The sequence below is a fragment of the Chryseobacterium sp. G0162 genome, from assembly GCF_003815715.1.
GTDB lineage: Bacteria > Bacteroidota > Bacteroidia > Flavobacteriales > Weeksellaceae > Chryseobacterium.
This window is the reverse complement of the sequence record NZ_CP033922.1, coordinates 4,669,824-4,692,739: the sequence shown is the minus strand read 5'-3', so window position 1 is coordinate 4,692,739 and position 22,916 is coordinate 4,669,824. Positions and strand designations below refer to the sequence as shown.

Below are 22,916 nucleotides of genomic sequence, written 5' to 3'. Positions count from 1 at the left end.
AATCACTTTAGCAAAAACCCTTTAATTAATTTATGAATATAATATTGAACGCATGCCGATATCAGTGCATAGCGTTGTGCTTATTATTGAGCAATTTTTTACACTCACAGATGATAGATTACCAACATCTCGGCTTACAACAGGCTATAGAAATTGGTTTAAAAAACAACAAGAATATTCAAATCAGCCATTTAAAACAGAAAATGTCCGCTACCAAGGAAAAAGACCTGAAAATGGAAAAACTTCCGGATATTGAATTTCATACCAGCTACAACCAGGTCACCAATCTTTTCCAGTACCAGGATGGTGTATTTAACAAGCCTACAAAATACAATGCAATTAACGGAATGTACGACTTTACTTTATCTGCTTCTATCCCGGTCTATATGGGTGGAAAAATAAAAAACACAGAAAAAAAAGCCACCGTTGATACTGAAATTTCAGCGTTAAGAACACACCTGGATGAAAGACAGCTTAAAATGGAAGTCATTACAGCCTTTCTTCAAATCCATCATTTAAAAGAACAACAATCTCTTATTAATGATAAGATGAAAGAGGATTCTGTGAACATTAAGCAAGTAAAGGTTTTAAAAGCTAATGGAGTGGTTACCGTAAATGAAGTATTGAGAACTTCATTACAGCTTTCTAATCACAAAATGAGCTGGACAGAACTGGATAATGACATACAGATTGCAGAACATAAGCTGAAAACCATTCTTTCTCTTCCGGAACAGCAGGAAATGCATGTAGATACGGAGGACTTGATCTCTGATAGAGCAGCAATCCCTTATATTGAAGAGTTAACAGAAACAGCCTTGAACAAAAATGAATCGGTTGAAATTACCCACAAGAATCTTTCATTAAAAGAATTGGATCAGAAAATCACCAAAGCCAATTATTTACCTAAAGTAGTGGCTGGTGGAGAATACTTTTTAAAATACCCAAATATGATGTTCTTTCCGCCTGAGCCTTATGCTTACCGCTTAGGAATGATTGGACTGAATCTTACGTATCCTATCGAAAACCTGTATAAAAACAAATACAAAATGCAGGAAGCAAGGGAAAATATTGATCTCGCCAAGCTTCAGATTGAAGAAAACGAAGAAAAGGTAAGACATAATGTGTATGAAGCATACAAAAAGTTTGAGGAGACTGACCAAAAGGTAAAAATTGCAGAGGAAGCTATTAATCAAGCTAAAGAAAACTACCGTATTGTAAAAACAAAATACGCAAACAAGCTAAGCCTTATCACTGAATTGATTGATGCAGACAATGCTTATCTGGAAGCCGAATCTAATCTTATTTCCGTAAAAATTAACAGACAACTAAAATACTATCAACTCCAATATACGATTGGAAACTTATAAAAACTATGGCACAGAAACAACTGACACAAAAGGAAAAAAGAATTAACAAGACCATTACGTTATTGGCATGGATTCTTATCATCAGCGGAGTCACGGGGATGGTAAGCTTCTATCTTTTTTCGAGAAAAAATGTTACGACCAACGATGCACAGATCGAACAATATATTACTCCGGTATCCAGTAAGGTTTCGGGATTTATTAAAACCATAAAGTTTAATGAAAATCAGTTTGTACATAAAGGAGACACGTTAATTGTTATTGACAACAGGGAATTTGTCAACCAGGTACATATGGCAGAAGCCAATCTCAATGCCACTACTGAAAATATTACTACCATTCAAAGCAGTGTAAATACAAAGGCAAGCGATACGAAAATTATTGATGCTAAAATTGCCTCTGCAAGAATTGATATTTGGAGAACTGAACAGGATTACAAAAGATACACAAATCTTCTGTCAGAAGATGCCGCTACAGAACAGGAATTTGAAAATGTAAAAGCATCTTATGAGCAATCCAAAGCAAATCTTCTAGCCCTGGAACAGCAAAAAAACGCGGTAAGAGCAGGTGCTAATGAGCAACAGACAAAAGTAGCACCGGCTAAAAGCCAGATTCAACAGAGTTCAGCCAGTCTTAATAATGCTAAATTATTCCTTTCTTACACTGTAATTACAGCCCCTTATGACGGATGGGTAGGAAAAAAAACAATTCAGGAAGGACAATTGATTAAAGAAGGACAGGCATTGGTACAAATCGTAAGCAAAGAAAAGTGGATCATTGCCAATTATAAGGAAACCCAACTTGGCCAGATTGATCAGAATCAGGAAGTCATTATCACTGCAGATGCTTATCCCAATGTTGAATTCAAAGGAAAAATTCTTTCAGTATCCCCTGCATCAGGATCTCAGTTCTCTCTTGTAAAACCGGATAATGCAACAGGAAACTTTGTAAAGATCGAGCAAAGATTTCCCGTAAAAATTATTTTGGATAATAACAAAGACAACGAAAAATTGCTTTCCGGAATGAATGTTCTGGTGAGCGCTAAGAAGATTTAGAGTACTAGAGTATTAGAGTATTAGAGTATTAGAGTATTAGAGTATTAGAGTATTAGAGTATTAGAGTATTAGAGTATTAGAGTACAAAAATATTTGGTTTTACTATCATTTTTAAACTCTCACATTTTCAAATCTTCAAATTATTTTTTTTATGCGAAAAGGCAAGACCGCAACGTACAGATCTGCTCAATTTTTTCTTTAAGCGTATTTGTCATTTACCTTTTACTTTTACACCCCCTTTGCTCTTTTGTCTTTTCGCATTTTTAATATAACCAATAACTAAAAGCGAATTCATAGGCTTTATTAGCTTTTAAAATCACTATGCAACACAATACAGTTTATCATAAATGGTTACCGCAATGGCTGAAATTGCCTCTTCTCATACTGGCTTTATTTCCGCACATCATGTTGTTGTCATTATTGCATTCCAATAGTGCCTTTACCTCTTCATTTATGGATGTGGACTCAGATGATATTCAATATTTGATGATGCTGATGTATGGAACTTTTGTAGTCACACTTTTGGTGTTACAGCGGTTTATGTCTTATTTCAGCGTAAAATATTATGTCTTGCTGATGTCTTCCGTTTCCGTCATTCTTCTTTATATCTTATCCGTCACCAATGATTATCATGTAATTCTGGTGATCCGTTTTTTAGAAGGATTCTTCGGATTGCTGGAAGGTGCTATCTTTCTGCCATTAATCATAGCTGAATTAAAAACAAGACATGCTAAAGTGATTGCTTATCTTTTCATGTATGCACTTATGTTGACAGGAGGAACCGTAACAACAACCTTACTGAAATCAAGCATTCAGGATTATGATTATCAGCATATGATTTTAATGATGGCTTATTTTCATGTTTTCGTTTTGATTCTGGGCTTTGTTATTTTTAACAAAAATCGTTTCTTTCCTAAAAAACCATTATATCAAATGGATATTCCAAGTTGGTTTTTGCTTTGGGTTTGTCTTCAATCCGGAGCTTATGCTATTATCTATGGAAAAAGACTGATGTGGCTTGAGTCTGATTCCATCATTATTTGTTTGTTTATATTTCTCATTTCCGGAGGTTTGTTTATGTTGAAACAAAGGAATTCAAAACGCCCTTTATTTCATTTTGAAGTTTTCAGTTCTAAAAATGTGATTGCGGGAATGATCCTGTTTTTTATTTTTTATCTTATTCGTTCAGGGTTAAATAATGTATACAGTATTATGGCAACGGTATGGAAATGGCCATGGGATTATATTGTCAATATCCAGTATTGGAATGTGGCTGGGACACTTATAGGCGTACTTTTATCAGGAATTTGCCTGGTTCGTGGAGTTTCTTCCAGAATTGTATTTTTTACAGGTTTTCTTTTACTCGCAATAGACTGTGCCTGGTTTACCTACACCTTTTATCCGGATACCACACTTACAACTATCTGTCCGCCCTTATTCCTTCAGGGAGTGGCGCAAGGTCTATTATTTACTCCTCTCGTATTCTTTCTGATTTCAGGAATGCCGGAAGAATATGTGGCGAACGCCAGTGCAATGGGAACTACGACCCGTTTCTGGGCTACTTCCATTGGATATGCTTTAATGCAAAATGGAATATTATTTTTAACGTTAAAACATTCGGACGTCTTAAGCTTCAATCTTACAGATACCAATCCTGTTTTCTACAGCCAATGGAATCAGATTTTTGGAGCCAATATCTCAAAACTTCCGGTAAATGAATCATTATCGATGACAGCAGGAGCTTTTAAAGCAAAAATAACCGCTCAATCTATTCTGCTTTCCAATATGGAAATATTCACAGGTTTATTCTGGCTCGCTTTCGTTACAGCTCTCCTTTTACTGCTTTACCATCCGGTTAAAATAGCAGTGAGGAATATTATGTAATGAAAAAAGGAGGATAGAAGTTCTTGAAGTATTAAATAACCTGTGACTTCTATTCAGATTAAGGCAATCTTTAAATGAACAACATTTCCCAAACGCCAAAAATGGTCTACAGCTCCCCTCACCCATCTTTCAGCCCAATCAACTTTGGCCGGTTTCTTGTTGCATCCCTCTCATTGTAATTACATCAGCACTTTAAAAAGCCATCGTATGGAAATTGAAAAAATTTTACAGAGCCAAAGAGACTTTTTTAAAACACAGCAAACCAAAAGTCTTGCCTTCCGAAAAATGTATCTTGAAAAGCTCAAAAGTCTTATCATTTCCAACGAAAACCTATTATATGAAGCTATTTACAATGATTTTGAAAAATCTAAATTTGATACCTTCACCACAGAAATCTCATTTGTTCTGAATGATATTGATTATTATCTTAAAAATCTAAAGTCACTTGCAAAGCCCCAAAAAGTAAGTACAAATCTGGCGAATCAGCTTGGAAAAAGTAAAATTTATTCTGAACCCTTGGGTAATATTCTGGTCATCGGGGCATGGAATTATCCTTATCAATTATCCCTCTCTCCTATTGTTGCGGCTATGGCTGCTGGAAACTGTTGTATTTTGAAGCCCAGTGAAATTGCAGAAAATACGATGAAAGCAATGTCTACTATCATCAATAACAACTTTCCTCCGGAATATCTTTATGTATATGAAGGCGGAATTGATGAAACAACGGAGCTCCTGAAGCTAAAGTTTGACAAAATATTTTTTACAGGAAGTACTAAAGTGGGAAAGATAGTATATAAAGCTGCTGCAGAACATTTAACACCAGTTGTTCTTGAATTGGGCGGAAAATCTCCTGCCATTGTTACTAAAAATGCCAATCTTGAAATTGCAGCCAAAAGAATAGTCTGGGGGAAATTCCTGAATGCCGGTCAAACCTGTGTTGCTCCTGATTACTTATTGGTAGAAGAAGCCGTTCAGGAACAGTTTCTGGAAATGTTGAGAAAATACATTAAAGAATTTAAATACAGCCCGAATTCGGAACAGTATACAAAGATCATCAATACAAGAAATTTTCAGCGATTGATCAGTCTTATTGATCACGAGAAAATCTACTTCGGAGGAAATTCTGATGAACAAAAACGATATATAGAACCTACCATTCTTCACAATATAGATTGGGATGATCTTATCATGCAGGAGGAAATTTTCGGACCGCTTTTACCAGTCATCGGTTTTAAAAATTATAATATGGCCCTAAATGCAGTATTGGAACTGGAAAAACCTCTGGCTGCTTATCTTTTCACCAATAATTCCGAAGAAAAGGAAAACTTTACCCAAAGATTATCTTTTGGAGGCGGATGTATTAATGATGTTGTGATGCATTTAAGCAATGATAACCTGCCTTTTGGAGGTATTGGAAACTCAGGAATAGGAAATTATCATGGAAAATTCGGTTTTGAAACTTTTTCTCATCAAAAATCTGTTCTGGAAAAAGCCACATGGGGCGAACCTAATATTAAATACCCACCTTATTCTGAAAAAAAATTAAGCTGGATTAAAAGATTTTTATAATTCTTAAAGATCTCAAATAACATACATTCTTTGTGAAAAATAAAAAAGGTTGTTTCTATTTTAAACAACCTTTTCATTTTTATGCTTTAGGCTTCCAGGTATTGAAGAATTCTTTTACCTTGTCCTTGCTGTATCCTTTTCCTTCTTCGAATACATCACTCTGCTGAACTTTAATCATTTTACCGTTTTTATCTAAAACGATAAATACAGGATATCCGAATTTTTCCCCAGGATTATCATATTGAGCAAAAACTTTCTCATTTTTATTATCCGGAGAATAATTCAGGTGATAATATAAGTAATTTTTATCTACAAGCTGTTTTAATTCAGGAGTTTCATGTACAAAATTGTTGAATCTAAGACACCAGATACACCAGTTTCCACCGGCTTGCAGTATAATATTTTTACCTTCTTTTTTAGCCTGGGCTATTAATTTATTAATATCTGCCTGAGCATCAGCTTTTGGATTATATGGTTTAGGAAGTTTTGCTTTTTCTTCCGCAGCTTTCTTCTTCGCATCCAATTCTGCATGATCAGTTTTTACCAACAGAGTATTATCTCGTACTCTTTCTTCTTTCGGTATATTGGTATTCTGTGAAAAGCCTAATACACTTAATCCCAGAAAAGCTAAAATTGCTGATTTTTTCATAACATAAAAATAAAAAAAAATTACTTATCTCCCTACAAAAATAGAACCATAATTTTATTATCACTAAATTTGCGTGTTTTATGAGCTTTTTAATCAAAATATTATTTTTCATCTCAAAACTTCCGCTTAGAATATTGTATATTTTTTCGGACGTTATATTCTTCTTAAATTACTATCTTGTAGGTTATAGAAAGAAGGTGATTACCCAAAACCTTAGAAATTCCTTTCCTGATAAATCAGATGATGAGATCAGAAAAATTCGAAAAAAATTCTATGGCAATTTTTCCGATTATCTGGTAGAAACCATCAAATCATTCAGCATTTCTGAAACTGAAGCCAGAGTACGAATGCAACATATCAATCAGGATCTGTTTCATGAAGTGAAAGCAGAAGGTAAAAATATTATTTTACTTGCCGGTCATGTCTTTAACTGGGAATGGATTAATGCTTTGGCAAAAATCGTCCCACAAAAGCACTGTCATCCCGTGTACAGAAAGGTAAACAGTAACTTTTGGGAAAATCAGATGAAAAAGGTTCGTAATAAATTTGGGAATGAAGCACTGGAAGCTAATGAAGTCATCAGAAATATATTCAAATCACCTAATAATGGTGATTCTATCTATATGTTTGTAGCAGATCAGACTCCACATTTTTCTCATGTTACGTATGGTTTAGAGTTTTTAAATCAACGAACGCCTGCTTTCATAGGCTATGACAAATTAGCTACCCGAATGGACCTTGCTTTTATTTATTGTGAAATGAAAAAAGTAAAACGTGGGTATTATCAGGTTAATTACTACAGAATCTATCCGGACCAGGAAAAATTTACAGAGCATGAAGTGGTAAGAAAATTCCATAAAATGCTTGAAAACACCTTGCGTAAGCATCCGGACAATTATCTTTGGTCACACAGAAAGTGGAAGTATCAGGATTCTATCAAGTTTTTTGATTCTGAAAAAAATTAGATGTACATGCAGAAAAAACTGGCGGTTGCCATCTTAAACTGGAATGGGAAAAACTGGCTGGAAAAATTTCTTCCGAGTGTAGTTCAATTTTCTCAAAATGCAGATATTTATGTTATTGATAATCTTTCTACAGATGATTCTATAGCATATCTGAACACAAATTTCCCTACCGTAAAAATTATTAAAAATAATAAAAACTACGGATTTGCCGGCGGATATAATGAAGGGTTAAAGGCAATAACCAATGAATATTACTGCCTTCTTAATTCTGATGTAGAGGTTACTGAAAATTGGATAGAACCCATATTGGCTCTATTTGAAAAAGACATTAAAATTTCGGCTATTCAACCTAAGGTTTTATCCTACGATAATAAAAAATTCTTTGAATTTGCAGGAGCTGGAGGTGGTCTGATTGATAATCTGGGCTATCCTTACTGCCGAGGCCGTGTTTTTGATAATGTTGAAGAGGACAAAGGTCAGTATGATGATGAAACAGCAATCTTCTGGGCATCGGGATGTTGCTTTTTTATCCGTTCCAAAGATTTTTGGGAACAGAAAGGTTTTGATGAACGATTTTTTGCCCACCAGGAAGAGATTGATCTTTGCTGGAGACTTATTAATTCAGGAAAGAAAATCTTTTATACCGGAAAGTCCAAAGTGTATCATGTAGGTGGTGGAACATTGAATAAGCAAAGCGCACAGAAAACCTATTTAAACATCAGAAACAACCTGTCTATGATGCTTAAAAACCTGCCTTTTCCTAAACTGATTGGACTGATCTTTTTCAGACTTTGCCTGGATGGTATCGCAGGAATCTATTTTGGATTAAAGCATGGATTCCCTCACCTTTGGGCCGTTGTAAGGGCACATTTCGGTTTCTACGCGCAACTTCCCGGAACATGGAAACTTCGTCAGAATCATCAGCAAGATAAGTTCTATCAGTCCAAATGGTTAATCTTTAAACATTTTTTAGGCAGCAATAAGAACTAGGAGATTAGAAAAAATACGATTTCAAAACAGGTTCAATCTTAACTTCAAACTTTAGATCAGTAACTGATACTATAATAACAATTAATCAACATTATATAATTATGGATTTCTGTGCAATAGATTTTGAAACGGCCACTCACGAGAAAAGCTCTGCATGTGAGATGGGAATCTGTGTAGTACAGGATTCTAAAATTGTAGAAACCAAAACTTGGTTGATAAAACCTCCTAGTTTTCCTTATTTCAGTAAATTCAATGTTGCTGTACATGGGATACAACCTGAAGATGTACAGGATGCTCCTACCTTTGATGAAATTTGGTATGAGGCACAGGAAATGATGTACGGAAGCTTAATGATTGCTCACAACGCAGGTTTTGATGCTTCTGTTTTAAGAGGCTGCCTGGAATATTATGGTATGTTTACCCCACAACTCAGCTATCTGTGCAGTATACAGCTTGCAAAGAAATCATGGAATTATCTTCCAAAATATGGGCTAAAGCCACTTGCCGAATATCATAACATTAAGTTCAATCACCACAGAGCGGGGGCTGATGCAGAAGTTTGCGCAAAGATATCTTTATTGGCATTTGAGAAACTCTTCCTCACCAGTAATGATGAAGTAAATGAATATATGAAGGCAAAAATTAAAAAGCTCTAATAATACAGCTAACAGACCCGGGTTCCGATACCTGCATCAGTCATTTACTATGACAAAACTATTTTAATTACTTAACACTTCAGAGAGCAGGTTAAATTTTGGGATATCAATCTCGAAAGTCTCCTGTGTCTCAAGATTCTTAACCAGGTATTTTCCACTCATATTTCCCACTCCTGAACGGAGCATTACATTGGAAAAATAAGCGAAATTTTCGCCGGTTCCTATCTCTGGAGTCAATCCGATGACTCCATCTCCTATAATCTCTGTGAATCCGAATCCTACATCAAAGATGAGCCATTTTCTTTTCAGTACTTTTATAGGAAAACTTCCATCATTTTCTATAGTGATATTGTACTTGAAAACATAACGGTTTTCGGATGGATAACTGTTTTTACTATCATATTCAGGTATTACTGAAACTTTGATATTGGAAGTCATTTTTGAAAACATCATTGTAGTATTTTCTTAATAGATACAAAAATCTCGCCTTTTTTAAGGCGAGATTATATATTTACGTTATAATTTTATTAAAAACTATAATCCAAGGCCTTTTCTTTCATCACCTCCCATTAATACCTGAACAGGATTGTCAATACCTTCTTTTACCGCTACAAGGAATCCTACTGATTCTTTTCCGTCGATAATTCTGTGGTCATAAGACATTGCCACGTACATCATTGGTCTGATTACAACTTGTCCATCAACAGCAACTGGTCTTTGGATAATGTTGTGCATTCCTAAGATTGCAGATTGTGGTGGGTTGATGATTGGTGTAGACAACATAGATCCGAAAGTACCACCGTTTGTAATGGTGAAAGTACCACCAGTCATTTCGTCAACTGTAATTTTACCGTCTCTTACTTTGGTAGCAAGATCTTTGATGTTTGCTTCAACTGCGCTGAAAGACATATTTTCTGCATTTCTCAATACAGGAACCATTAATCCTTTAGGACCAGAAACGGCAATTGAAATGTCGCAGAAATCATAGTTTATTTTGAAATCTCCATCGATGGATGCATTTACATCAGGATACATTTCTAATGCTCTTGTAACCGCTTTTGTAAAGAAAGACATGAAACCAAGTCCAACTCCGTGTTTTTGAGCAAATTCTTCTTTATATAGCTTTCTTAATCTGAAGATTTCAGACATGTCAACTTCGTTGAAAGTTGTTAACATAGCTGTTTCATTCTTCACAGAAACTAGTCTCTGAGCGATCTTTCTTCTTAAAACTGAAAGTTTAGTCGTTGTAGTAGATCTAGAACCTGTAGCGGTAAGAGGACTTCCTCCTAATGCAGGAACTGCAGCTAACTCAGCATCAGTCTTAGTGATTCTTCCGTCTCTTCCTGTTCCTGAAACCTGTGCAGCATCCATTCCTTTTTCGTCAAGAATTTTCTTAGCAGCCGGAGATGGAGCTCCTGTAGCATAAGTTTGTGGAGCAGCAACCGGAGCAGCTGGTTTCGGAGCTTCTTGTTTAGCAGGCTCAGCAGCTTTTGCTTCTTCCTGTTTTGGAGCTTCAGCAGCAGGTGCAGCACCAGCTGGTTTTGCAGCATCCATATCAATTAAACAAACTACCTGACCTACTTGTACTACCTCACCTTCTTCTGCTTTTAAAGTGATAACACCACTTTGTTCTGCAGGCAATTCAAGAGTTGCTTTGTCTGAGTCTACTTCAGCGATAGGTTGATCTTTTTCTACATAATCACCATCTTTTACAAGCCAAGTTGCAATTTCAACTTCTGTGATTGATTCGCCCGGTGAAGGAACTTTCATTTCTAAAACTGACATATCGAGTATTTTTTATTTTTTAATTGAATATTATTTAAATTAAGCTGTAACGGGTCTTTTTGCAGGGGCATCGTCTCTATCAAAAACTCTGTTGATTACTGCATTTTGGTTTTTCTCAAACATTTTGTGGCTACCTGGAGCCGGAGCACCACTTGGTACCGGAGATACTACCTGGATTCCTGTATCTCTGAAGTTTCTCAGGATATAAGACCAAGCTCCCATGTTTTCAGGTTCTTCCTGAGCCCATACCAATTGTGTTCTGTTTTCATATTTGTTGAAGATTGCTTCAATAGCATCTGTTTGAAGTGGATATAACTGCTCGAATCTTACTAATGCAATATTTTCACAGTTCAATTCTTCTTTCTTCGCTAATAATTCGAAGTATAGTTTCCCTGAACAAAGAACTAATTTTTCTACTTTTTTAGGATCTGCCGTTGGATCATCTAAGATTGGCTGGAATGTACCTGTTGCAAAATCTTCAAGCGGAGAAACCACTTTAGGGTGTCTCAATAAAGATTTAGGGCTCATTACGATCAATGGTTTTCTGAATGCCCACTTCAACTGTCTTCTCAATAAGTGGAAGTAGTTGGCAGGGGAAGTAATATTTGCTACGACCATGTTTTCGTTAGCACAAAGTGTTAAGAATCTCTCCAATCTTGCTGAAGAGTGTTCTGCACCCTGACCTTCTGAACCGTGAGGTAATAGCATAACCAACCCGTCCTGGATTTTCCATTTTTCTTCTGCAGCTGCTAAATACTGGTCAACAATGATCTGAGCACCGTTCACGAAATCTCCGAACTGAGCTTCCCAGATTGTTAAAGTATTTGGCGAAGCCATAGCATATCCATAGTCGAAACCTAGCACACCATATTCTGAAAGGTGAGAGTTGAATACATCAAATCTGTTTTCTGAAACGTGTCTTAATGGGATATATTCTTCTTCTGTATCTTCTGTTTTTACTACAGCGTGTCTGTGAGAGAATGTACCTCTTTCTACATCTTCCCCGGAGATTCTTACATTGTGACCTTCTACAAGAAGTGTAGCATAAGCTAACCACTCTCCTAGTGCCCAATCTAATGAGTTTCCTTCAATCGCTTTAACACGGTTATCGAAAAGTCTTGTAATCTTGTTGATGAATTTCTTATCAGCTGGAAGCGTTGACATTTTAATCGCCAATTCTTTCAGCTTAGCCAAGTCATATTTTGTATCAACCGGTAACTGAACTGCTCCTCTTTTTCCGATTGGATAGTTTACCCAATCTTCAGACATGAACACGTCCATTACGTTTTTCTCAATTTCTTTAGAAGCATCAAAGTCTTTATCTAAAAGAGCTTTGAATTCCGTTTCCATTTTAGCGATTACATCATTGGAAGTAACACTGTCTTTAAGCAATTTATCTTTATAAATTTCTCTTGGATTCGGGTGTTTTGAAATAGTTTTATATAGGTTTGGCTGAGTAAATCTTGGCTCATCCCCTTCGTTGTGCCCATATTTTCTATATCCTAAAAGGTCGATATAAACGTCTTTTCCGAATTTTGCTCTGAAGTCAGCAGCAAAATGGATTGCATGAACAACAGCTTCTGCATCGTCAGCATTCACGTGCATTACAGGAGATTCTGTAACTTTTGCAATGTCTGTACAGTATGTAGAAGATCTCGCATCCATGTAGTTTGTTGTAAATGAAACCTGGTTGTTTACAACGATATGAACTGTACCTCCTGTTCTATACCCTTCAAGTGTCATCATCTGAGCAACTTCATAAGCAATTCCTTGTCCAGCAATAGCACCATCACCGTGGATGATGATTGGTAATACTTTAGAGTAATCTTTATACTTATCGTCTACTTTCGCACGGCAGATTCCTTCTACCAGAGCTGCTACGGTTTCAAGGTGAGACGGGTTTGGAGTCAGGTTAATACTAACTTCTTCACCTGAAGCTGTTTTTATTTTTTTAGATGATCCTAAGTGATATTTAACGTCACCAGAGAATACATCCTCTTCAAATTCTTTACCTTCAAATTCTGAGAAGATCTGCTTGTAAGACTTTCCGAAAATATTGGTTAAAACATTTAATCTTCCTCTGTGAGCCATCCCTAGAACAACTTCATCAACTCCTAATTGAGAAGATCTTGAGATCAATTGATCTAAAGCCGGGATTAATGTTTCTCCACCTTCCAGTGAGAATCTTTTTTGACCTACAAATTTTGTATGAAGATAATTTTCAAAGGCTACAGCCTGATTTAATTTTAATAAAATCTCTGTTTTTTCGTTCGCAGAAAGGCTTGGGTGGTTTTCATTTACCTGAAGCCATTTTTTGATGAAATCTTTTTCTTCAACGTTGTTGATGTATGTATATTCTACCCCGATAGAATCACAGTAGATATTCTCAAGATGTTTGATAAGGTCTGCTAAAGTAGCAGGCTCTTTCATCCCTGTTTCAACGGCACAGTTGAATTTTGTATTTAAATCTGCTGTAGATAGACCGAAGTTCTCGATATCTAAAGTAGGTGTATAGTGTCTTCTTTCTCTAACTGGGTTTGTTTTTGTAAACAGGTGCCCTCTTGTTCTGTAAGCCTCAATAAGGTTTACTACCTTAAATTCTTTCTTGATGTGTTCAGGAACTTCTCCGCTTGTTACTGCCTGAGAAATCTGTTGTACTGCCGGAGCAGCGTTGGCCGGAGCCTGAATAAATTGAGTGTTATCGTCATCGCCATAGTTCTCTAAAGCAAAATCGAAGCCTTGAAAGAAAGCTTTCCATGATGGTTCTAAAGAATCTGGGAATTTTAAGTACTGTTGGTATAAATCCTCAATTAACTGAGAATGAGCTGCGTTTAGGAATGAAAATCTGTCCATTATTACAGTTTATCTATTTATTAAAATTTATTTGTAGAATTAATCTTCAAATTTAATAAAAAAAACCGAGTTAGAACAGTCTAAAACCGTTAAAAAAACTTAAGAAAAAAATAATTAAAAAATAATTACTTATACACTGATAATGAGAGCTTAATGTTCACATCCTGACCTTCCATCGGACGTTCAATAAAGGTCTGGCGGATATCTCCAAAGCGCATCTCGTCTTTTTTGGCTTTCTGAATCAGCTGCTGAATTGCCTTAATTCGACCTTCATAGCTCCCTTTGTAGTACATTACGTAGTTTTGTGATGGATTTACGGACCTAAAATTAAAGTTATTGTCAGAGACTCCGATTTTCTTGGAAAGGGGAATTCCGAGGAAGTAAGAAACTTCTTTGTCTTTATAGTTATCTGCATCTGTCATCAAAACCGGATACCCGAATTCATCGTCTTTCTTACCAAGATCCATCGATACAAAATTATACACTTTGTTATAATTCATCACGATATTTTTGTAAAGGGCATCTTTTTTATTGGCCGTACTTACGTTGATTCCCAACAACAGTTTATCTTCTTCATTTTCCACCATCAGACTGTCATACTTGATGGCTGCCATCTGATTATCTTTTTCAACCTTATTTCCTAAAGAATTTTTAAGATTGACCATACTTTTATTGATGTTTTCAGCAAAACGGTCCTCTGTCCAAAAGTTTTCTACCCTTCTCCATACAGAAAGTTTAGGCGTATGTACATACCACGTAATTTTAGTCTTTTCAGCAGAAACAGGCTTAAATTTAACGTCAACCAATGTTGGATTTTCATTTTCATCCTCAAAAAGCTGGTATTTTAGAGTCTTATTAAGGTTCTCATAACGGATGAACATTTCACCATCGGTATCATTCTGCTTATCTACATAGCTGATGGCACTTCCCTGTCCTTCATAAGGCGTATAATAATCGATGTCCATAGACTGTGAACTGGTAAAAAAATTGTTCCATCTTGTAAAGTTCTGAAGGTTATTGAACTGAGCAAAAACTTTATCTATCGGATAATCAATTTCTTTCTCCACGGTGAAATTCTTGCTTTCATCCACAAAATAATACATGGAAGCTGCATAAGCACCTCCCAAAAGAACAATAAGGACAATTAGATATTTAAAAATACGCATCGCACAAAAGTAATACAAATAAAAAAAGTGACCAATATGCCGATCACTCTGGTTGTATGTTTAACAATAATTAACCTAGTTAAAGGCTGGGAGCCGGATAATGAGAGATGTAAACTATTGTTATTCTATTGATTACCAATCATCCCTTGATTAAAATTAGGTACTGATAAATTTTACCTTATTGTCATTGACTACGTCGAATCTTCGATTTCTGACGAAGGAAGAATCTCATTTATAGTTTAGATTCTTCCTTTCACTTCGTTACATTCAGAATGACAGAGTGAAATAATAACTTAATGTAAAACTATTATCACAGGTCTTTCAATAAAGAGGTATATTCATCACTCCAACTTTGATAACTTCCATCCCCCATCTCCGACTTCCTTTCTTCTTACCCAATATGAGTTCCCGGTGCCAACACTGCTCCTTTTTTCACGACTACAATCCCATCCTGAACAGAGTAAGTTCCGTAATCTCCATCAGGAAGGTGCTTTCCACCGATAATTTTTACATTATCTCCAATATAGCAATTTTTGTCAAGGATCGCTTTTTCAATATAACAGTATTTCCCGATTCCCATATTCGGGCGACCACTTCTATCATTAAGAACAATTTCTGTGGTATTTTGATAGAAATCAGCTCCCATTACATAGGAATTGACGATGGTACTTCCTTTATCTATTCGGGTTCTGTTTCCAATCACGGAATTTTCAATTTTATCTGCCATGATGATACATCCATCTCCAAAAACGGCCTTACTTACATAAGAACCGTTGATTTTTGACGGCGGAAGCATTCTCGCTCTTGTATAAATGGGAGAAGATGAAAACAGATTGAACTGCGGAAGATCCAGACAAAGATCCAGATTAGCTTCGTAAAAAGACTCTATAGTTCCGATATCCGTCCAATAGCCTTCATATTGATAGCTTAATGTTTTATATTTCCCAATGGAACTTGGAATAATATCTTTCCCGAAATCATCTCCTGCTCCTTCTTCGAACATTTTCTTCAGGATAGTCTTCGTAAAAATATAAATCCCCATGGAAGCCAGAAACTCTTTTCCTTTATGTTTATTTTCTTCTGAAACTTCAGATTTCAGCCCTTCCAGCATATCATAATCTGGTTTTTCGTAGAAAGAAGTGATATTTCCGTCATCATCAGATTTTAAGATTCCAAAACCGGTGGCATCTTTAGCATTCACAGGAATGGTTGCAATTGTCAAGTCACCTCCGTTTTCTATGTGAAAATCTAACATTTCTCTAAAATCCATCTGGTAAAGCTGATCTCCGGAAAGAATTAGGATATAGTCATAATCATATTTTTCAAGGTGTTTCATAGACTGACGCACCGCATCTGCAGTTCCCTGATACCAGCTGTCATTTTCCACATTCTGTTCAGCAGCCAGGATATCTACAAAGCCCTGACTGAAAATATCAAAATGATAAGAATTTTTAATATGCGAATTCAGCGACGCTGAATTAAACTGGGTCAATACCAGGATTTTATTTAATCCTGAGTTCAGGCAGTTTGAAATAGGAATATCCACCAGTCTGTATTTTCCGGCAATAGGAACTGCCGGTTTTGATCTGGTATACGTTAACGGGAATAATCTTGTTCCTCTGCCTCCGCCCAATACAATAGAGATTACATTTGGATTCATAAATATATTGCGTTTTTATTTTATTAAGTTTAAGGTTTTCTTTTTGGTGTCTGATCAATCTGATATTAAAAACTTTATTATATCAGCTATTATATAAAGCTATATATTTTTCGGCAGATTTCTCCCATGCAAAGTCAAAATTCATATTCGCATGAATAAGTTCTTCCATCATTCCTTTCTGATTGTAGATTCCAATCGCTCTGTTCATCGCATGTACAATATCATCTACGCCAGGATACGTGAAGTTCAGTCCTGCTCCGCCCGTTGAAACATCTTCTACCGTATCCTTCAATCCTCCGGTATATCTTACTACCGGAACCGTTCCATATCTCATGGAATACATTTGATTTAAACCACATGGCTCTACTCTTGATGGCATTAACAGGAAATCTGCCGAGGCATAGATCTTATGAGAAAGATGTTCTTTATACCCTAAATCCAGGGCAAAGTTGGTATAGGTATAGTCGTATTCCTTAAGTTTATTCTCAATATAGGTATTTCCTGACCCCAGAATCATGATATTTAAAGCGCCATAGCTTTGTTTGATACTTTTCCATACCACATCCGGTAATAGATCTGCTCCTTTTTCCGTAGCGAACCTTCCAATGAATGCAAATAGAGGAAGTTCAGGTTTTAAGCCATACTCTTTACAAAGTTTCTCTTTGTTCTTTTTCTTTTGAGCCACTGCATTTTTACTGCTAAAATTAAAATCCAGCATCGGATCGGTTTTCGGATTCCAGACTTCCGTATCAATTCCATTGATAATACCATACGCCTTGCCGAATTCCTGGCGGACCAGACTTTCAAGCCCTCTGAAACTGATGAAAAGTTCTTCCAGATATCCTTCGGAAACTGTAGTAAAGGCATCTGAACATTTAATCATACTTGCCAGTGGGTTCATCAATCCATTCCAATCCATTAATCCCCATTTATAAGCATCAAAAGAAGGCATATAATTCGCCATATTCCAGCTCATCATTCCCTGATACTCTCCGTTATGGATCGTTCCAATGGTTTTTACGCCTTTAAGAAAGCTAAATTCCGGACAATGTTCTACCATAAAAGGAACTAATCCGGTATGATAATCATGACAATGGAGAACATCCGGTTTTAATTCCATAGCACATAACCAATGCAGAACTCCCTGTTGGAAAGCCAGAAACTGAAAACTTTCATCCTGATACCCGTAAGGATTATCTCTATCCAGCAGTCCCGGAATTCTCACCATATAAAGTTCAAACCCCAGAACATTTGTTTTTTCCTTCATTACCTGAACCTGCAGCATATTAGCCCCCTGATGAATGAATCCATCAAACACCAAATCAAACTCATGTTCGTAAACAAAGGGTTTGTTATACCATGGCATTACCACCTTGGCATCTATTCCTTTTATTTTATTCTGATATTTCGGAAGTGCACCAACAACATCTGCCAGCCCACCCACTTTTGCTACAGGATAACATTCTGTACTTAAATGATAGATAACCATTTTATCTTTTGTGTTTAATTCTGTGTAATTTATACTTTTTATCTTTTTGCTGTCTCAAAATAATCCCTGCCAGAGGAGGTAAATTGATTGTCATAAACTTTTGATGCTCTGTTCCGTCTTCATATTTCTCTTCTAATATATCGGATATTACTCCACTTCCACTATATTCTTCATCATCGGAATTAAGAATAACGTCCCAATGGGTTCCGTTAGGAATCTTTATTCTGTAGTCCAAGACTTTTGGGGTTAGATTTAATACGGTCATCAAAACATCATCCCTTCTTTTTCCTTTTCTGAGATAAACATAAACCGAATTCTCCAGATCATCTGCCTCTATCCATTCAAAACCGTTTTTATCAAACTGATTTTCATACAATGCAGATTCTGATCGGTACAAATGGTTTAGTTCCTTTACTAACCTCTGCAATCCCTTATGCACAGGATACTCCAACAGGTGCCAGTCAAGGCTTCGGGTAAAATTCCATTCGCTGGTTTGCCCGAATTCATCACCCATAAAAAGCAACTTGGCTCCCGGATGGGTATACATATATACGTATAGGGTACGAAGATTGGCGAATTTCTGCCATTCATCGCCTTTCATTTTATAGATCAGACTAGCTTTCCCATGTACCACTTCATCATGAGACAAAGGCATCATATAATTTTCATTATACATATACATGGAAGCAAACGTAAGCTTATGATGATGGAACTTCCTGTTGACAAAATCTTCCTTGAAGTAATCCAGTGTATCGTGCATCCAGCCCATCATCCATTTCATTCCAAAGCCTATACCGCCATCATGAACGGGCTTGGTAAGCATAGGAAAATCTGAACTCTCTTCAGCAATAGTCATAATACTATTCCCGAATTCCTTATAAACAGCGGTATTAAATTCCTGCAGAAATGCTTTGGCTTCAAGATTTACATTTCCGCCATAGATATTGGGTTCCCATTCTCCTTCATTCCTTGAATAATCCAGATGCAGCATTGAAGTTACGGCATCCACACGCAGTCCATCTGCATGATAACGATCCAGCCAAAACATTGCATTGGAAATCAGGAAAGATTTTACTTCATTTCTTCCATAATTAAAGATATGAGATTTCCAGTCAGGATGAAACCCTTTTCTCGGATCTTCATGTTCATATAAATGAGAACCATCAAAACGATACAGTCCATTAGCATCTCCGGGAAAATGTGAGGGTACCCAATCCATAATAACACCTACATTATGCTGATGAAGTTCATCAATCAGGAACATCAGATCCTGTGGTGACCCAAATCGTGAAGTGGCGGCATAAAATCCTGTAATCTGATAGCCCCAACTTGGATCATAAGGATATTCCATAACGGGCATAAACTCCACGTGGGTAAACTCCATTTCTTTTATATAGGGGACGAGTTTCTTTGCAATATCACGATAGTTCAAAAATTTATCCGGATCATTACCTTCTCTTACCCATGACCCCAGATGTAATTCATATACAGACAAAGGGGCATCCAGATTGTTTTTCTCCCTGCGGCTATCCATCCATCCCCTGTCATTCCATTCATACCAGGTTGTAGAAACCAATGATGCTGCCTGAATATTCTGTTCCCAGCTTAAAGCATAAGGATCACTTTTCTCCAGGATTTCTCCTCTTGCTGTTTCAACGGCGTATTTATATAAAGTTCCCCAAGGCAACTCTTCAATAAAGCCTTCCCAAATCCCGGAACCATCCCATCTTGGAAACAAAATATGATCTTTATGGTTCCAGTTATTAAAATCTCCTATTACGGAAACCTTTTTGGCGTTAGGTGCCCAAACCGAAAAATAAACTCCTTTTATACCATCCTTCTCTACAGAATGGGCTCCAAATTTACTATACAGCTTATAGTGTCTACCTTCTTTGAAAAGATACACGTCATGATCGGTGAAAAGCGTATAGGTTTTAACAGAATTCATCAAGATCAGTTTGTATTTATATTTTGTCTGAAACTACGAAAAATACTGATAATAGCGATTAATTATTCATCAAATAATTATCATGTTAGTTTCCCTCTTTCGTTTCCTATCAAATATATCATTTTTTAATTCACTTTTTTATGATTCCCAAACAATCTTTTTTATAAATTTAGCAATCTAATAATTTATTAAACACTTATGATGAGGTTCGAACTTTATACTGATGAAAAAGATGACAGGCCCGTATTTATTACTGGTAATTTCAACAATTGGAATCCAAAAGACTATAATTACCTACTCCAAAGATCAGATTCACATCATTATTTTATAGAAATTGAAGACGAAAAGCTAGCTGATGAAATTGAGTACAAATTCACTAAAGGAGGCTGGGAAAATGTAGAACTGGATAAATATGGAAATATCACTCCTAATCGGAAAACAAAAAAATCACTCCAGAAAGTCTCTGATACTGTAGAAAAATGGAGATTAAACTGGGGACCATTTAAGGAGGAGTTCTTCCCCACTGCTGAAGTCATTTCCGAAAAATTCTATATTCCACAACTGGATCGTTACCGGAAAATCTGGGCCGTACTTCCTTATGACTATCATACTTCGGAGAAGAGCTATCCTGTTTTATATCTTCAGGATGCCCAAAACCTGTTCAATGAAGGAAGTGGTTTCGGAAACTGGGAAATTGATAAAAAGCTATCTATCCTTGCAGAATACGGGCGTGGTGATATTATCGTCATTGCTATAGAACACGGAAGCGAAGAACGGATTAAAGAATATATCTTTGATAATGATAATGTAGCCAATGGCTCTGAGGGAAAAAAATACATCCGTTTTATTGCTGATACTTTAAAGCCTTATGTGGATGAAAATTACCGTACTAAAAAGGACCGCGACAATACAGGAATCGGTGGCAGCTCGCTGGGAGCATTAATCAGTATTTACAGTGGATTCCTTTATCCTGAAGTTTATTCTAAGTTATTAATCTTCTCTCCTTCTCTTTGGGTGGAACCCAATAATAACTTTCCAATGATGAACTTCCGGGTTCCATTTAAAACAAAAATATACTTATATGGCGGTGGACAGGAAGGATCTAAAATGGTCAAAAGAATTCATATTTTTGAAGAATATCTGAAAAGATGGGAAAAAAAGAACCTCTTCGACTTTGAATTCAGAACCAGTATTAATCCTGAAGGAACTCACAATGAATTTTACTGGTCACAGGAGTTTCCGAGAGCTATTGAATGGCTGTTCTATGACAATACAGAAAATCCTGTAGAAGTAAAACCACAACAACAAAGCATTAAGAACTAAATTTTATGAAACTAATCAACAAAAAAAATAGAAACTACACCCAAATATTTCATTTATTCACTGAAGAGGAATGGACCAAAACAAGTAAAAATTTCAATAAAAATATTGCCCTATTCTTCACAGGAAAAAAGCATGAAGTGTTCATCAATGCTCATGAAGAAGGAATTACTTACTTTATCGGACTCGGAAACTCGACTTTACAAAATTTTGAACTCCAACAGGTTGCGGTAAAATTCTCCCAAACCCAAAAGGAAAAACTACAGGCTGCTCCCACTTTACTGCTTGCAGATTCTCTTAATGAAAAACAGTTTGAAGAATTCGTAAAGGGATTACTCATAGGAACTTACAACTATCCTTTTGAAAAAAAACATCCTTTCTGGAATTCAAAATTTGAATTGCATTTTGAAAATTTAAGCCAGAAAAAACTGGATTTTATCAGCCAGAAAGCTGAAGCTTTAAGCAATGGACAAATCGCTTGCCAGGAATGGATGAATAAACCTGCGAATCTAAAAAAACCGGAAGTTTTCAGTTTATACCTTAAAAATCTGGCAAAAAAATATGAATTAAAATATACCGTTTTCAACAGAAAAAAATGCGAAGAACTTGGGCTTGGAGCTTATCTTGCTGTTAACCAAGGAAGCGCTCATGATGCAGCCTTTACTATTTTGGAATATAAGACCACGGTTAAAAATGCCAAAACATTTGGATTGGTTGGAAAATGTGTATTGTTTGATACCGGAGGAATTTCCTTGAAACCTTTTACCAATATGCATTATATGAAATCCGATATGGGTGGGGCAACAGCTGTTTTAGGGACTCTAATCTATGCTGCTGAAATGAATTTACCGGTTAACATTATAGCCGTTCTCCCAATTACTGATAATGCTATTTCCGAAAAAGCCCTTCTTCCAAGTGATGTGATTACCGCTTACAATGGTAAAACTATTGAAGTTATGGATACGGATGCGGAAGGCAGGCTAATTCTTGCTGACGGACTGTCTTATCTAACTAAAAATTACAAAACAGATTTCCTTATTGATCTCGCTACTTTAACGGGAAGTTCAGTAAGAATGTTTGGCGATACTTGTGGAGCTCTATTTTCCAATAATGAAGACCTGAAAAACCTTTTGATAAAAACCGGAGATCACACCAATCAGAGGCTATGGAATTTACCATTATGGGATATCTGGAAAGACGATATACAGTCTGATGTAGCCGACTTAAAAAACATGTCTCTAAAGCCTGTTGGAGATTGTATTATCGCCGCAAAATTCTTAGAACAATTCACTGAAAACCACCCTAAATGGGCGCATTTGGATATTGCCGGAGTAGCCTTTGGAAATGTAGGGTATGCTAAAGAAAAAGCAGCAACCGGATATGGGGTTCAATTGCTCACGGATTTAATCGAAAATTATCACTAAAAATTAGTTTATTACAAAAATTCTCTGTATACTTGATTAGTGATTCATAAAAGCACATCATATTTTTATTTTTGATATTAATCAAACAATAAAGAATTGCTTTTATTTTTGATAATTCACTAAAACTTAAAAAACATTA

At 36.1% G+C, this 22,916-nt stretch carries 17 protein-coding genes; 9 read left to right on the top strand and 8 right to left on the bottom strand.

Translation table 11 applies throughout. The features are described from left to right. The first annotated feature begins 110 nt into the window (after positions 1 to 110). The 4 genes from EG344_RS20980 to EG344_RS20965 all read left to right on the top strand — a co-directional run bounded on the left by EG344_RS20980 (position 111) and on the right by EG344_RS20965 (position 5,872). A complete protein-coding gene (locus EG344_RS20980; RefSeq protein ID WP_123911266.1) occupies positions 111 to 1,367 on the top strand; it encodes a TolC family protein in 1,257 nt (418 codons plus the stop codon). Positions 1,368 to 1,372: 5 nt separating this feature from the next. Further along, positions 1,373 to 2,419, top strand: coding sequence for an HlyD family secretion protein (locus tag EG344_RS20975; RefSeq protein ID WP_123911265.1), 1,047 nt, complete (start codon positions 1,373 to 1,375; stop codon positions 2,417 to 2,419). 321 nt (positions 2,420 to 2,740) lie between these two features. Further along, positions 2,741 to 4,303 carry an MFS transporter gene (locus tag EG344_RS20970; protein ID WP_123911264.1) on the top strand — a complete coding sequence of 521 codons (1,563 nt, stop codon included), beginning with the start codon at positions 2,741 to 2,743 and terminating at the stop codon, positions 4,301 to 4,303. 207 nt (positions 4,304 to 4,510) lie between these two features. Further along, complete coding sequence (locus EG344_RS20965; protein WP_123911263.1) at positions 4,511 to 5,872, top strand: aldehyde dehydrogenase; 1,362 nt, start codon at positions 4,511 to 4,513, stop codon at positions 5,870 to 5,872. A gap of 79 nt (positions 5,873 to 5,951) precedes the next feature. Here the strand turns inward: EG344_RS20965 and EG344_RS20960 are convergent, their stop codons facing one another. Next, entirely contained in the window at positions 5,952 to 6,521 is a 570-nt protein-coding gene (locus EG344_RS20960) for a thioredoxin family protein (protein WP_123911262.1), read from the bottom strand. 80 nt (positions 6,522 to 6,601) lie between these two features. Here EG344_RS20960 and EG344_RS20955 point away from each other — a divergent pair, with 80 nt between their 5' ends. The 3 genes from EG344_RS20955 to EG344_RS20945 all read left to right on the top strand — a co-directional run bounded on the left by EG344_RS20955 (position 6,602) and on the right by EG344_RS20945 (position 9,132). Continuing rightward, positions 6,602 to 7,486 carry a lysophospholipid acyltransferase family protein gene (locus EG344_RS20955; RefSeq protein ID WP_123911261.1) on the top strand — a complete coding sequence of 295 codons (885 nt, stop codon included), beginning with the start codon at positions 6,602 to 6,604 and terminating at the stop codon, positions 7,484 to 7,486. A 6-nt stretch (positions 7,487 to 7,492) separates the two neighbouring features. Beyond that, on the top strand, positions 7,493 to 8,476 hold the full coding sequence (locus tag EG344_RS20950; protein ID WP_123911260.1) for a glycosyltransferase family 2 protein: 984 nt from the start codon (positions 7,493 to 7,495) through the stop codon (positions 8,474 to 8,476). Between the two features lie 101 nt (positions 8,477 to 8,577). Continuing rightward, positions 8,578 to 9,132 carry a 3'-5' exonuclease gene (locus EG344_RS20945; protein WP_123911259.1) on the top strand — a complete coding sequence of 185 codons (555 nt, stop codon included), beginning with the start codon at positions 8,578 to 8,580 and terminating at the stop codon, positions 9,130 to 9,132. A 63-nt stretch (positions 9,133 to 9,195) separates the two neighbouring features. Here EG344_RS20945 and apaG read toward each other — a convergent pair whose 3' ends face one another. The 7 genes from apaG to glgB form a co-directional block, all read right to left on the bottom strand. Continuing rightward, a complete protein-coding gene (gene apaG / locus EG344_RS20940) occupies positions 9,196 to 9,585 on the bottom strand; it encodes a Co2+/Mg2+ efflux protein ApaG (protein WP_123911258.1) in 390 nt (129 codons plus the stop codon). Positions 9,586 to 9,666: 81 nt separating this feature from the next. After that, positions 9,667 to 10,917 (bottom strand): 2-oxoglutarate dehydrogenase complex dihydrolipoyllysine-residue succinyltransferase, encoded by a 1,251-nt coding sequence (gene odhB / locus EG344_RS20935; protein WP_123911257.1) that lies wholly within the window; start codon positions 10,915 to 10,917, stop codon positions 9,667 to 9,669. Positions 10,918 to 10,956: 39 nt separating this feature from the next. Further along, the gene (locus EG344_RS20930; RefSeq protein ID WP_123911256.1) at positions 10,957 to 13,770 is read right to left on the bottom strand and encodes a 2-oxoglutarate dehydrogenase E1 component; all 2,814 of its coding nucleotides are present in this window, start codon (positions 13,768 to 13,770) and stop codon (positions 10,957 to 10,959) included. A 125-nt stretch (positions 13,771 to 13,895) separates the two neighbouring features. Continuing rightward, positions 13,896 to 14,936, bottom strand: a complete 1,041-nt coding sequence (locus EG344_RS20925) for an SRPBCC domain-containing protein (protein WP_123911255.1) — start codon at positions 14,934 to 14,936, stop codon at positions 13,896 to 13,898. A gap of 391 nt (positions 14,937 to 15,327) precedes the next feature. Beyond that, the gene (locus tag EG344_RS20920) at positions 15,328 to 16,596 is read right to left on the bottom strand and encodes a glucose-1-phosphate adenylyltransferase (protein WP_123911254.1); all 1,269 of its coding nucleotides are present in this window, start codon (positions 16,594 to 16,596) and stop codon (positions 15,328 to 15,330) included. Positions 16,597 to 16,678: 82 nt separating this feature from the next. Next, on the bottom strand, positions 16,679 to 18,085 hold the full coding sequence (locus tag EG344_RS20915; protein WP_123911253.1) for a glycogen synthase: 1,407 nt from the start codon (positions 18,083 to 18,085) through the stop codon (positions 16,679 to 16,681). A 1-nt stretch (position 18,086) separates the two neighbouring features. Then, entirely contained in the window at positions 18,087 to 20,033 is a 1,947-nt protein-coding gene (glgB, locus tag EG344_RS20910) for a 1,4-alpha-glucan branching protein GlgB (RefSeq protein WP_185145573.1), read from the bottom strand. Between the two features lie 198 nt (positions 20,034 to 20,231). On the opposite strand from glgB, the gene EG344_RS20905 reads away from it, so the two are divergent. Together EG344_RS20905 and EG344_RS20900 are read left to right on the top strand one after the other, a co-directional pair. Beyond that, the gene (locus tag EG344_RS20905; RefSeq protein ID WP_228412791.1) at positions 20,232 to 21,356 is read left to right on the top strand and encodes an alpha/beta hydrolase-fold protein; all 1,125 of its coding nucleotides are present in this window, start codon (positions 20,232 to 20,234) and stop codon (positions 21,354 to 21,356) included. A 5-nt stretch (positions 21,357 to 21,361) separates the two neighbouring features. Further along, the gene (locus EG344_RS20900) at positions 21,362 to 22,777 is read left to right on the top strand and encodes a leucyl aminopeptidase family protein (protein WP_123911251.1); all 1,416 of its coding nucleotides are present in this window, start codon (positions 21,362 to 21,364) and stop codon (positions 22,775 to 22,777) included. Positions 22,778 to 22,916 lie beyond the last annotated feature (139 nt).

Coding starts and splice junctions, on each gene's coding strand:
- odhB (WP_123911257.1), bottom strand. CDS start 10,917: ATGTCAGTTTTAGAAATGAAAGTTCCTTCACCGGGCGAATCAATCACA.
- EG344_RS20900 (WP_123911251.1), top strand. CDS start 21,362: ATGAAACTAATCAACAAAAAAAATAGAAACTACACCCAAATATTTCAT.
- EG344_RS20960 (WP_123911262.1), bottom strand. CDS start 6,521: ATGAAAAAATCAGCAATTTTAGCTTTTCTGGGATTAAGTGTATTAGGC.
- EG344_RS20980 (WP_123911266.1), top strand. CDS start 111: ATGATAGATTACCAACATCTCGGCTTACAACAGGCTATAGAAATTGGT.
- EG344_RS20905 (WP_228412791.1), top strand. CDS start 20,232: ATGATGAGGTTCGAACTTTATACTGATGAAAAAGATGACAGGCCCGTA.
- EG344_RS20945 (WP_123911259.1), top strand. CDS start 8,578: ATGGATTTCTGTGCAATAGATTTTGAAACGGCCACTCACGAGAAAAGC.
- apaG (WP_123911258.1), bottom strand. CDS start 9,585: ATGATGTTTTCAAAAATGACTTCCAATATCAAAGTTTCAGTAATACCT.
- EG344_RS20950 (WP_123911260.1), top strand. CDS start 7,493: ATGCAGAAAAAACTGGCGGTTGCCATCTTAAACTGGAATGGGAAAAAC.
- EG344_RS20920 (WP_123911254.1), bottom strand. CDS start 16,596: ATGAATCCAAATGTAATCTCTATTGTATTGGGCGGAGGCAGAGGAACA.
- glgB (WP_185145573.1), bottom strand. CDS start 20,033: ATGAATTCTGTTAAAACCTATACGCTTTTCACCGATCATGACGTGTAT.
- EG344_RS20975 (WP_123911265.1), top strand. CDS start 1,373: ATGGCACAGAAACAACTGACACAAAAGGAAAAAAGAATTAACAAGACC.
- EG344_RS20915 (WP_123911253.1), bottom strand. CDS start 18,085: ATGGTTATCTATCATTTAAGTACAGAATGTTATCCTGTAGCAAAAGTG.
- EG344_RS20925 (WP_123911255.1), bottom strand. CDS start 14,936: ATGCGTATTTTTAAATATCTAATTGTCCTTATTGTTCTTTTGGGAGGT.
- EG344_RS20930 (WP_123911256.1), bottom strand. CDS start 13,770: ATGGACAGATTTTCATTCCTAAACGCAGCTCATTCTCAGTTAATTGAG.
- EG344_RS20955 (WP_123911261.1), top strand. CDS start 6,602: ATGAGCTTTTTAATCAAAATATTATTTTTCATCTCAAAACTTCCGCTT.
- EG344_RS20970 (WP_123911264.1), top strand. CDS start 2,741: ATGCAACACAATACAGTTTATCATAAATGGTTACCGCAATGGCTGAAA.
- EG344_RS20965 (WP_123911263.1), top strand. CDS start 4,511: ATGGAAATTGAAAAAATTTTACAGAGCCAAAGAGACTTTTTTAAAACA.